The following is a 12,857-nucleotide window of genomic DNA, read 5'->3' as shown; positions in this document are numbered from 1 at the left end:
ATTTGCTTCAGAAAGATACGATTCTTATTAAAACCTACATAGTAAAGAGTGGTCTTCCCGCCATCATTTTATTTACTTTTTCTGAAATAGCTTCCAGCTTTTGCTCATCTTCAAAATTTATAATGACCTCATCGATAAGGTCAACTATTTTCCCCATATCGTTTTCTAAAAGTCCCCGTGTAGTTATTGCCGCTGTACCAATGCGAATTCCACTTGTTACAAAGGGTGATTTATCGTCGAAAGGAACCATATTTTTGTTTACCGTAATATCGGCTTTTACTAACGCTTCTTCGGCTTGCTTTCCACTTATGTTTTTATTACGAAGATCGATCAGCATCATATGGTTGTCGGTACCCCCACTTATTATATTGTACTCTTTAGCGACAAAAGCTTCAGCCATCACGGCAGCATTCTTTTTAACCTGTATCATATAATGTAGAAACTCGTCGGTTAATGCTTCACCAAATGCGATGGCCTTGGCAGCAATAATATGCTCTAATGGACCTCCTTGATTTCCGGGGAAAATCCCACTATCAAGAAGCGAAGACATTTTCCGAAGATTCCCATTTTTTAGTTTGATTCCGAACGGATTCTCGAAGTCTTTCCCCATTAAGATCATTCCTCCTCGCGGACCTCTTAGTGTTTTATGTGTGGTTGTAGTACATACGTGACAATGCGGTACGGGGTCGCCAATAATTCCTTTTGCTATAAGACCTGCAGGATGTGCAATATCTGCCATTAAAATAGCTCCAACTTTATCTGCAATTTCCCGGAATCGTTTGTAATCGATCTCGCGAGAATACGCAGAAGCTCCTGCTATGATCATCTTTGGTTCTTCTTTTAATGCAATCTTCTCTACAGCGTCATAATCTATTCTCCCCGTTTCTTTATCAACTCCATAAAATACTGGATTATATAATTTCCCGGAAAAGTTCACCGGAGACCCGTGTGTTAAATGTCCACCATGAGAAAGGTCGAATCCGAGAAATTTATCTCCAGGTTTAAGGCATGCCGCAAACACTGCAGTATTTGCTTGCGATCCACTGTGAGGTTGTACATTAACATATTCGGCTCCAAAGAGAGTCTTTGCTCTTTCAATAGCTAGTGTTTCAACTTCATCCACCACTTCGCAGCCACCGTAATAACGTTTTCCAGGATATCCTTCTGCATACTTATTGGTTAATACCGAACCAGCAGCTTCTAAGACCTGCTCACTTACAAAATTTTCAGAAGCAATTAATTCCAACCCGTTTAATTGGCGTTGTTTTTCTGCTTCAATTAGTTCAAAAATTTGTTGATCACGTTGCATAAATGGAGTTCAAAAGTTAATAAAAACCAAAAATAGTAAATCCATATGGTTAGTCCTTCAGAAATTATATATTTGATACACATTTAATAAACACAAACAAGAAAACTATGCCACTAACCGCTAACGACCCCACACGTACTTCCTGGCTTGATATTCCAACCCATACCGATTTTCCCATGCAAAACATCCCTTTTGGAGTGTTTTTAACCCGTGATGATATTATTACGATAGGAACTCGCATTGGTGATTATGCCATCGACCTAGGTGCGTTGCATCAACTAGGATATTTTGAAGGTATCCAACTTACAGATGATATTTTTTTACAGGATAGTCTAAATGACTTTATCAGCGACGGAAAAAAGACGTGGCGTTTAGTGCGTAACAGAATCTCTGATATATTTCTAAAAGACAACTCAAAACTTCGGGATAACGAAGAACACAGAAAACAAGTCTTATTCACATTGGATGAAATTGAGATGCAACTTCCTGTTGATATAGGCGATTATACCGATTTTTATGCCAGTAAAGAACACGCTACCAATGTAGGGTCTTTATTTAGAGATCCGGAAAATGCATTATTACCTAACTGGCTTCGCATTCCTATTGGATATCATGGCCGGAGTTCTTCTATTATTCCATCAGGAACACCGATTCGCAGACCTATAGGACAAACCAAACCTGGCGATGATGGCACACCTGGATTTGGTCCCTCAAAATTATTGGATTTCGAGTTGGAAATGGCCTTTATTACCACCGACACGAATGACTTAGGTAAAAGAGTCTCGGTAAAAGAAGCAGAAGATTATATTTTTGGATTGGTACTTTTTAACGACTGGAGTGCTCGTGATATTCAAGCATGGGAATATGTTCCGTTAGGACCGTTTCTTGGTAAAAGTTTTGCTTCTACCATCTCTCCATGGATCGTAACTTTAGATGCTTTGGAATCGTTTAGAACTGAAGGACCTGCACAAGAGCCTACACCACTACCCTATTTACAGCAATCGAAAAAGAATAATTTTGATATTCACTTAGAGGCAGCTATTCAACCAGAAAACGGGGAAGAAACTGTTGTTGCAAATTCTAATTTTAAATATATGTATTGGTCTATGGCGCAACAATTGGCGCACCATACGGTAAATGGATGTAATGTACGAAGTGGTGACATGATGGGAAGTGGAACCATCTCGGGCCCCACAAAAGATTCGTATGGATCTATGTTAGAATTAACATGGCGTGGGCAAAATCCTTTAAAACTCAATGATGGTAGTGAACGTAAGTTTATTGAGGATGGAGATACTGTAATTATGCGTGCGCATTGCACTCGTAACGGACTTCGTATAGGGTTTGGTGAATGCAGCGGAAAGATCCTACCCGCCATCCCTTTTTAATTTTTGGCATTACAATTGTATTTTCACTCTTGTAACCAATACCTTTCGTTATGAGAAATACTATTACATTATTCAGTATTGCCATACTGTTACTTTCATGTAGCAGTGTGAAGAGAAATCAGAAAATGGTAGCTCAAGGCGATTACGACCGCGCTATTGAACTAGCTGTAAAGAAATTACAAAAAGACAAAACGGCCGACAAGAATGATACACATATTGTGTTGTTAGAAGAAGCTTTTAAAAAGGCTTCGGAAGAAGATACCCGACGAATTGCTTTCTTAAAAAAACAAAACGATCCAGCAACGTCTAAAGAAATTTACACCCTATATCGTGACTTAGAATATAGACAAAACCTTATTCGTCCTTTATTACCATTATACAGTGCATCACATCGAAGAGATGCTTTTTTCGATGTAAAGGATTATAGCAATGAGATAATCGCCGCTAAAGAAAATTACATTCACTATTTATACGATGAAGGAGCGATTTACATGAATCGTCAAACCATTGCCGATTACCGTACTGCATACCATATATATTGTGAGCTAGAAGAGCTACGATCTAATTATAAAGATGTAAGTACTTTAAAAGATGATGCGCATTTCTACGGAACAGAATTTATTTTTGTTTCAATTAATAACCGAAGCGGACAAATTATTCCACAACGTTTAGAACAAGAATTACTTGATTTTAACACCTACGGACTGGATAACTTTTGGACCGAGTTTCATACGCAACGCGAAGCAAATATCGAATACACTAAGGGAATCGCTTTAAATTTTAGATCGATCGAATTTTCACCAGAGCGTATTTCCGAGAAAGAATTCCAAAGAACTCAACGAATTATTGACGGTTCTACCTATAAGAAGGATCGAGAGGGAAATATCTTAAAAGACCGAGAAGGTAACCCTATAAAAATTGACACTTACATAACTGTAGAAGCACGTATTAAAATTACTGAGCAAAACAAAGCTGTTCGTGTGATTGGCGAGGTTATATACCGAGATCTTTTAAGAAGAAGAGATATTGATAGCTTTCCTCTTTCGACCGAATTTATTTTTGAGAACATCTTCGCCATCTATAGAGGAGATAGACGCGCCTTATCAGGAAATGACCTTAACTGGATTAATAACCGGTTTGTACCCTTCCCAAATAATGCTCAACTTTTACTTGATGCAGGTGATGATATTAAATTGCGATTAAAAGAGATTGTAAAAAATCACTCAACTTAATCCACATAGTTTATTAGTAATAAAAAAAGAGCCATTTTGGCTCTTTTTTTATGTTACAATTTAAATTAGTTTGCTATATAAATTGCTTTAAATGATCTGCATCAATTCCTTGGTGTGAATCGTGATGTACAGTTTTTCCATTTTTAATCACAATAAGTTGCGGGCTTTCATGATGTACTTGAAAACGTTCGGCAATTTCATTAGAAATAGATCGATATTTCTTAAGATCAAGGAAATATAATTTAATATCTTCTTCGGAAAATGTATAATTTTTCTCAAACGAACGCAATACCATTCTGCTTATACCACAGGTAGTAGAATGTTTAAATATAACAATTGGCTTGTTTGAAGATTCTGCAACTAATTCATCAATTTGATCACTTGATGTTATAAGATGCCACGGCACTTCCACTATCTCTTCTTTCGCAATATCTCTTTGTGATTTAAATTTATCAAACAGTCCCATAGAATATAATTTTAGTTAATACAAAACTACAACCTAAAAATTTTATCTGTTAATAATTACAATCAATTAAGTTGGATTTAACGTTAAACGACTTAGTATAATGGATATCAGCTAAAATAAATTTGAAAAACAATTATTCAAATTTGTTAAAAAATAAAATTGTAAAAAACATTTACGTCGAATATATCTACACATTATCTAAAAGCTGTTAAAATCTATAACAAAAATTGAAATAAACTCTTAAAAACTCTTAAAATTGGTATATTTATACATCATTTAATAAATAAAACTATACTAATTATGAGAAAATTTACTTTACTTTTTTCTGCGATATTATGCCTTGCCGGTCTATGGCAGGGACATGCGCAAAATGGTGGTGTCGATTGTGATAATGCTGTCACAGTGACCCCCGGATCTATAACGGGTGCGTTAATAACCGACACTGGTGGGACAAATAATACCGGAGATGCTATTTGGTACTTATATTCTCCTGCTGAAAGTGGAACGATAACTATTAGTTCCTGTGGGAATGCTACCGGAATGGATACACGATTATTTTTACTTTCTGGAACTTGTGATGCACTAGTTAATGAAGACAATGATGATGATGGCTGTGATGCTCCTGTTGGATTAAACTCTTTGCTGGAAGACGCATCAGTAGTAGCAGGAACGAATTATTATATTCAATGGACTGACCGATGGGCTGGATCTGAAGATACTGCCTTTGACTGGACTTTAGATTTCGTTCCAGCACCAGACTGTGCAAATCCTGATCCTTCAGTAGATTCTACTACAGACGTATCTGCAGAAGTTAGTTGGGATCTTGTACCTAATGTCGATAATTACGATTGGGAAGTTGTTCCCTCAGGTAACGACCAAGGTGATGGCGTTGTAGACAGTGGAAACACAACAGAAGGAATGGCCAGTATTACTGGTTTAGCACCTGAAGTAGAATACGATTTTTTAATAAAATCAGATTGTGAAACTGAATATGCAGCACCAGTTACCTTTACAACAAATGCTACACCTCCTGCAAACGATGCATGTGTAGATGCTACAGAAGTTACAGCTTTTCCTTATACATTTACTCAGGAAGATGCCGCAGGAGCTACAAACAACGATGGAGCCATCATAGTTACCGATTGTGGTTCTGGAATGAACGACGGAGTTTGGTACACATTAACAGGAGATGGAAATGAAATTACAGTAACGGTAACACCAGATGCATGGGATTGCGAATTAGGAATTTACAGCGGAGACTGTGGTACTTTCGTATGCGTAGACAACGCTGATTCAGGTCTTAGTGGTGGTGCTGAAGAAATCACATTTACTTCTGAAGTAGGAACATCTTACTATATTAATGTAGGACACTGGAGCACATTCGATAATGTAGAAGACGCTTTTGATATTTCAATCACTTCTGAAGAGATTGTAGAGCCTTCAGGTTGTGACCAAACACAAGTTAGTAATGCTTTTGAAAATGGTCTTTTCAATGAAGCAGGTGGAGCCCAAATGGTTGCAGATGACTTTATTGTTTCTATTAATACAATTAATTTTAGTGTAAGTAGTCTAAACCTTAACATTTTCACGCAAGGTGGAATGGATAGTGTTGACCTCGTTTTCTATGACGACAACAATGGTATACCAGGGGCGGAACTTGAAACAGTTTCAGGAATTGTACCTACTTCCCAAGAAGTTATTGGACAAATGTTTGGTTTCGATATCCACGAAACCATTATTGATTTTGACACACCTATCGACTTCCCAGGAACTGGGATGGAAGAAGTTACTTATTGGATGCAGGTTACAGTAACACCAACTGTTGCAGGTACACAAACAGCATGGGAAAGCACTACAGCAAGTATTATTGGAAATCAAGGGGTTTTCGATAATGACGCTGTAGACGTATGGACTCCAACAGGAGAAGATTTCGTTTTCAGTATTATTGGTGATTGTGAATTAGTAGATGGATGTTTAGCGGTTGAAAACTTAACTGTAACCGATATTGATGATACTTCTGCTACAATTAGCTGGGATGATTCTCCAACAGCTACCGATGGGTACATTTTAGAAGGGTACTTTGCTGGTGATGATCCAGATACAGACCCAACACAGTTCGACGCAACAATAGCTGCAGGAACTCTTACATATGATGCTACTGGGTTAAATCCAGACACAGCATACGATGTATACGTAACAGCAGATTGTGGTGACGAACAAGGATTTACAATAATGGAAACGTTCATGACAGCACCTACACCACCAGATAATGATGATGCTTGTGATGCCATCGCATTAACTGTAGATGCAGAATGTACTGGAGCAATTTACACTAGCATTGCTGCAACAGTAGAAGATAGCGAGCCAGAAGGAGATTGCTTTTTCGGAGGTCCTCAATTTACAGTATGGTTTACGTTTGAAGCGCCAGATAATGGTAGCGTTGTTATCACCACCGATCTAGATTCAGGTGTTGCTACGCATACCGATACTGAGATCGCACTTTATAGCGCTCCAACAGACTGTACAGATCTTTCTACTTTCGATCCTGCTCTAGCTTGTGATCAAGATAGTGGTGATGTTATTATATTTAACTCTATTATCGAAGCTGAAGGGTTAACGCCTGGAGAAACTTACTATGTACAAGTAAGTGGATGGAATGGAAACAACGGTACATTCTGTATAGAAGTACAAACAGGACCAGATTGTCCAGAAGTTGAAAACTTTGCGGTTGCTGGAATTACAGAAACAGCTGCAGATTTCTCTTGGGACCCACTTGCGAATGCAGATAACGGATACCAATTAACTGTATTTGCTGCAGGAACTACTACAGATCCTATTGTTGACGAGGCTATTGCTGCTGGAACAACTACCTATTCTACAGGTGATGTTTTTCTTCCAGGAACACCATATGATGCATATTTAGTTGCAGATTGTGATGCAGGTGGTTTGTCTGAAGCGGTTACATTAAGCTTTACAACATTATTCCCGGATGCACTTCCAGAAGAATGTGACGGTCAGTTTGTTGATTCAGGAAATACGAATGGTAATTATTCAGCCAATGAAGTAACTACTACTGTATTAACTCCAGATGATGGTACTTCAGTATCTATTACTTTTACCTATGTAGATATTGAATCTGCTACTGGCGCAGGAACACAAGATGGATGTTGGGATTACTTAACGATCTATGATGGTTCTGATACTTCAGCACCTGTAATCGCTGAAACTTTATGCGGTGAAGAAAGTGGTGATGGAGGAGTTCCTTCAGTTCCAACAAGTTTACTTTCGGTTGGAGATTCTTTCGAAGCTACCAATCCAGATGGTACATTAACTATTGTATTTACATCAGATGGTACTGTACAAGAAACGGGATGGTTAGCAGATATTACCTGTGCACCTCTTGCGATCGAAGACTTTACTTTTGCTAATTTCAACTATCATCCAAACCCAACGACAGGGATCTTGAATGTAAATGCGAAATCTGCGATTGAGTCTATCGAATTGTACAACATCTTAGGACAGCAAGTATTACAACTTCGTCCAGATGCATTAGATGCCGTATTAGATCTTACAGACCTAAGCAGTGGAACGTATATGATGAAATCTACTGTTAATGGTAATTCGTATACACATAAAGTGATTAAGGACTAAGTAAGTTTTTAAATCATATATATAGTAGGATAAGCCGCCCATTGGGCGGCTTATTTTTTTAATGCATTTTGACAAAATGTCTGTTGAAAACCTTCTGCAACAAGTCAAAATGTCCTGATTTTCACTTGGTTCAGTTATTGACTATAGTATCTCAAAAATTGAACACAATGAACTTTAATAATTTCACTATAAAATCACAGGAAGCTATCCAGCGAGCTCAACAGCTTGCTCAAAGTTTAGGTCATCAACAAATCGAAAATGAACATATTTTAAAAGCCATTTTTGAGATCGATGAAAATGTAACTCCGTTTATTCTAAAAAAATTAAATGTAAATAATACACTGTTGCTTCAAATATTAGATATGCAACTGGAAACGTACCCAAAGGTTTCGGGAGGGGATATTATTTTATCCCGCGAAGCAAACAAAACAATAACAGAGGCAGGTATTATTGCTAAAAAAATGAACGATGAGTTTGTTTCAATAGAACATTTATTACTTGCTATTTTTAAGTCAAAAAGTAGTGTAGCACAAGCTTTAAAAGATCAAGGTGTTACAGAGAAATCTTTATTAGCAGCTATTGAAGAATTACGCAAAGGAGATCGGGTTACTTCACAAAGTGCCGAAGAAACCTATAATTCTCTTAACAAATACGCGCGCAATTTAAATCAGTTGGCACGTGATGGGAAGTTAGACCCTGTAATAGGCCGTGACGAAGAAATACGAAGAATTCTTCAAATATTATCTAGAAGAACCAAAAATAATCCGATGCTTGTGGGAGAACCGGGGACGGGTAAAACTGCGATCGCTGAAGGACTTGCACATCGTATTGTAGATGGTGATGTACCAGAAAACCTTCAGACCAAAGAAGTGTATTCTCTAGATATGGGGGCACTTATTGCAGGAGCAAAATATAAAGGTGAATTCGAAGAACGATTAAAATCTGTAATTAAAGAAGTTACAGGAAGCGATGGAGATATTGTTTTATTCATCGACGAAATTCACACCTTAGTTGGAGCAGGTGGCGGACAAGGAGCCATGGATGCTGCCAATATTTTAAAACCTGCTTTAGCCCGAGGTGAATTACGAGCTATTGGAGCGACTACCCTAGATGAATATCAAAAATATTTTGAGAAAGATAAAGCACTAGAACGTCGTTTTCAGAAAGTAATGGTAGACGAACCCGATACCGAAAGTGCTATTTCAATACTTCGTGGAATCAAAGAAAAATACGAAACACACCATAAAGTACGCATTAAAGATGAAGCGATTATTGCGGCAGTAGAATTATCACAACGCTACATTACCAATCGATTTTTACCCGATAAAGCGATCGACCTTATGGACGAGGCAGCTTCAAAGTTACGCATGGAGATCAATTCAAAACCTGAAGAGTTAGATGTACTCGACAGAAAGATTATGCAGCTAGAGATTGAAATTGAAGCAATTAAACGAGAAAAAGATGAAGCTAAATTAAAAGGTCTACGGTCCGATCTCGCTAATTTAAAAGAAGAACGCACCGAAATTAATGCGAAATGGAAGAGCGAAAAAGAGGTCGTTGATACTATTCAAAATTATAAAACCTCTATTGAAGAGTTTAAACTTGAGGCAGAGCGAGCCGAACGTGATGGAGACTTCGGAAAAGTTGCCGAATTGCGTTATGGTAAAATTAAAGAAGCGCAAGAACAATTATCTAATCTAGAAACAAAACTTGCCGAAAACCAAAGTGCGAATTCGCTTATTAAAGAAGAAGTTACCAATGAAGATATTGCAGAAGTAGTTGCAAAATGGACTGGAATTCCAGTGACTAAAATGCTACAAAGCGATCGTGAAAAACTTTTAAGACTAGAAGATGAATTGCACAAACGTGTTGTAGGACAAGAAGAAGCAATTGTAGCCGTAAGTGACGCTATTCGAAGAAGTCGCGCAGGCTTACAAGATGCTAATAGACCCATCGGTTCCTTCTTATTTTTAGGTACTACTGGAGTAGGTAAAACTGAATTGGCAAAGGCTCTGGCCGAATATTTATTCGACGATGAAAATTCGATGACACGAATCGACATGAGTGAATATCAAGAACGTCATAGTGTTAGTAGATTAGTAGGAGCTCCTCCTGGATATGTAGGCTATGACGAAGGGGGACAATTAACTGAGGCTGTTCGTCGAAAACCCTACTCTGTAGTGTTGTTAGATGAAATTGAAAAAGCACATCCAGATACTTTCAATATTCTCTTACAAGTTTTAGATGAAGGAAGACTAACCGATAATAAAGGTCGAGTAGCCGATTTTAAAAATGCTATTATCGTTATGACGAGCAATATGGGAAGTGATATCATTCAACAGAAATTTGAATCCGTGAAAGACCCAGATACTGCGATGGAAGCTGCGAAAGTAGAAGTGCTCGGTTTATTAAAACAAACAGTACGCCCGGAGTTTCTTAATCGAATCGATGATATTGTGATGTTTACACCACTAACTAAAAAAGACATTACTAAAATTGTAGGGCTACAGTTAAAAGGAGTACAGAAGATGCTGGCGAAACAACAAATTGTTATGGATGCTACCGATGAAGCGATTTCGCATCTCGCAAAAGGTGGTTACGACCCACAATTTGGAGCACGACCTGTGAAACGTGTTATTCAAAGGGAAGTGCTTAACCAACTTTCTAAAGAGATTTTATCGGGTAAAATCTCTACCGATAGTATAATTCTCTTAGATAGTTTTGATGATAAACTTGTCTTTAGAAATCAGAGTGATTTGGTTTCTGATGTAGAATAAAAATAGAGGTTTGAACTTACCTCGTGATCTGATCCTTTATTGCTATCGGCTTCAGAGAATAAAAAGTTCGTTTCATAATTGGTTGTTAGTTAGAGCCGTTCGTAATTATAATGATTGCGGACGGTTTTTAATTTCTAAAATTTAAAGCATAAAAAAAACCCTTCTGAAATTCAAAAGGGCTTTTAGTTTAAGAAACTTAATGCTTACCAGCTTTCAATTTCTTTTTTTACATCTTCTTTTGCTTTTCCTGTTTTCTCTTGGATTTTACCTACCATTTCGTCATACTTACCTTCAGTAAAAGCTTCATCATCATTAAATGTAATACCATATTGTTGTTTTGCATTACCTTTAATTTGTTTCCATTTTCCTTTTAATTGATCAGAATTCATAGCATTTTTGTTTTAAGATTAATAGATATTAAAGATACGATTCAATTCATCGATGATATGATAAAAAAATATTAAAAGGAATTACATATTCGTTATTATTTTGCCAAGACATCTTAAAAAATGATAAAAAGAAAATAAGCCCTTCTTTTATAGTTAAAAGAAGGGCTCAAATAGATTAATCTAAAACCTATAGCTCTTATAAACCTCACATTCATAAAAACTTATATAATAATTTACGTCAAGAGGTCATTTATGGTTTTTGCTTTTAGTACTTTTAACATTTAATCACCCTACATCATGCGAAATATCTACATTCTTATTTTAATTTTAACAATTACCTCGTGCAACAGCCAACATAAAAAAGATGATGTTGGGGTTAAAGAGGAGCTCATGGAAACAACTTATTATTTAATAAGACATGCTGAAAAAGATCGCAGTGACCCTTCTAATTCAAATCCTGCCCTATCTAAAACAGGAGTCGAACGTGCTAAAAGTTGGTCTGAATATTTTAAAGATATCCCTTTAAATGCGATTTATAGCACGAACCTTACTCGTACACAACAAACTGCCTCATACACCGCTTCAGAAAAAAGTATTAACGTGCAAACCTATGATCCTACTAACCTTTACAATAAAACTTTTAAAGATGATACAGCAGGGAAAAAAGTGCTAATTGTAGGGCACAGTAATACAACGCCATTTTTCGTAAACAAAATTATTGGAGAATCTAAATATAAAGACATTCCAGACAATGAAAACGGAATGTTATATATCGTTACTATAGTAGGAGATGAAAAAGAGGTAGCTATAAAAACTATTAATTAATGCTTCGGAAATCGTACCGAGATATCTTCTGTTTCTATTTTTGAAAGCAATTTTAACTCCCCTTTTTCAAATAACTTTGGAAGCTGTTGCAATGATACAGTTAAGCTCTCGGGCTTGAAATTATTATAATCTACAAACCGTATTTGTTCTATCCTTCTTTCATTATACGCTTCTCTGAAACGAATTCCTCCACCATTTACAGCATACTTATAGGCCAAATAATCTACTGTAAATTTTTTGGTATGAATCCAATAAATAAACACATCATCAAAATCGGTTCCACCTCCTTCTTCAGAAAAAGTAATTTCTACTTCATAATAGGGTTGTTCTTTTATCTTAGTCTTTCCCAATAATTTTTTACGAACCGCAGGGGCTTCTAATCCGAAAGGAACTTGTGCAAAATAATGAACCGAATTAACCGCATCCCCAAGTTTAATTGCTGTAGTATCTGCAACTTCCTGCATTTCATTATTTATTAGTCGTTGAAATCCTTTATTTGATAGCACATCTTTTGTCTCACTAATAGAATCTAGAATAATACGCTCTAGTCGGTATGCTCCACCATCTCTAATACTAGTATATTTATTTTTTCTGAAAGTAAAGTTGATTGTTGCATGGTCACAATTACCGTTACATTGTGCTTCAATTGATTTTTTTACAATAGCTTCAGCTGTAAGTGGTGCCTCTTCTTCTACACAAGACCAAAAGCATAACATTATTACAAGAAAAAAAACGGTTTTCATATTTTTATTATTTCATTCAAAAGTACGGAAGCCCCTTTAAATCTTATGATTCTTTTAAAATTATTTCTCACTAATAA

At 36.7% G+C, this 12,857-nt stretch carries 9 protein-coding genes; 5 read left to right on the top strand and 4 right to left on the bottom strand.

Annotation, left to right across the window (positions count from 1 at the left end; all coding sequences use genetic code 11):
- Positions 1–34: 34 nt before the first annotated feature.
- Complete coding sequence (gene glyA / locus ULVI_RS08145) at positions 35–1,309, bottom strand: serine hydroxymethyltransferase (RefSeq protein ID WP_068591653.1); 1,275 nt, start codon at positions 1,307–1,309, stop codon at positions 35–37.
- Between the two features lie 107 nt (positions 1,310–1,416).
- On the opposite strand from glyA, the gene fahA reads away from it, so the two are divergent.
- Positions 1,417–2,697, top strand: coding sequence for a fumarylacetoacetase (gene fahA / locus ULVI_RS08140; protein ID WP_068591651.1), 1,281 nt, complete (start codon positions 1,417–1,419; stop codon positions 2,695–2,697).
- A 50-nt stretch (positions 2,698–2,747) separates the two neighbouring features.
- Complete coding sequence (locus ULVI_RS08135) at positions 2,748–3,929, top strand: hypothetical protein (RefSeq protein ID WP_068591649.1); 1,182 nt, start codon at positions 2,748–2,750, stop codon at positions 3,927–3,929.
- Positions 3,930–4,002: 73 nt separating this feature from the next.
- On the opposite strand, the gene ytxJ is transcribed toward ULVI_RS08135, so the two are convergent.
- Positions 4,003–4,395, bottom strand: a complete 393-nt coding sequence (gene ytxJ / locus ULVI_RS08130; RefSeq protein ID WP_068591647.1) for a bacillithiol system redox-active protein YtxJ — start codon at positions 4,393–4,395, stop codon at positions 4,003–4,005.
- Positions 4,396–4,695: 300 nt separating this feature from the next.
- Between ytxJ and ULVI_RS08125 the strand changes: the two genes are divergently transcribed.
- A complete protein-coding gene (locus ULVI_RS08125) occupies positions 4,696–8,046 on the top strand; it encodes a fibronectin type III domain-containing protein (protein ID WP_068591645.1) in 3,351 nt (1,116 codons plus the stop codon).
- Positions 8,047–8,213: 167 nt separating this feature from the next.
- Positions 8,214–10,823: an ATP-dependent chaperone ClpB gene (clpB, locus tag ULVI_RS08120; RefSeq protein WP_068591644.1), complete on the top strand. Its 2,610-nt coding sequence runs from the start codon at positions 8,214–8,216 to the stop codon at positions 10,821–10,823.
- A 203-nt stretch (positions 10,824–11,026) separates the two neighbouring features.
- Here the strand turns inward: clpB and ULVI_RS08115 are convergent, their stop codons facing one another.
- Positions 11,027–11,212 carry a CsbD family protein gene (locus ULVI_RS08115; RefSeq protein ID WP_068591642.1) on the bottom strand — a complete coding sequence of 62 codons (186 nt, stop codon included), beginning with the start codon at positions 11,210–11,212 and terminating at the stop codon, positions 11,027–11,029.
- A 297-nt stretch (positions 11,213–11,509) separates the two neighbouring features.
- Here ULVI_RS08115 and ULVI_RS08110 point away from each other — a divergent pair, with 297 nt between their 5' ends.
- Positions 11,510–12,037 (top strand): SixA phosphatase family protein, encoded by a 528-nt coding sequence (locus tag ULVI_RS08110; protein WP_082830817.1) that lies wholly within the window; start codon positions 11,510–11,512, stop codon positions 12,035–12,037.
- On the opposite strand, the gene ULVI_RS08105 is transcribed toward ULVI_RS08110, so the two are convergent.
- A complete protein-coding gene (locus tag ULVI_RS08105) occupies positions 12,034–12,780 on the bottom strand; it encodes a DUF6503 family protein (protein WP_068591640.1) in 747 nt (248 codons plus the stop codon). The genes ULVI_RS08110 and ULVI_RS08105 overlap by 4 nt on opposite strands.
- Positions 12,781–12,857 lie beyond the last annotated feature (77 nt).

Source organism: Cochleicola gelatinilyticus (assembly GCF_001637325.1).
GTDB classification, from domain to species: domain Bacteria; phylum Bacteroidota; class Bacteroidia; order Flavobacteriales; family Flavobacteriaceae; genus Cochleicola; species Cochleicola gelatinilyticus.
Note: the sequence above shows the minus strand (reverse complement) of the source record. Positions and strands in the feature narration are given on the sequence as shown.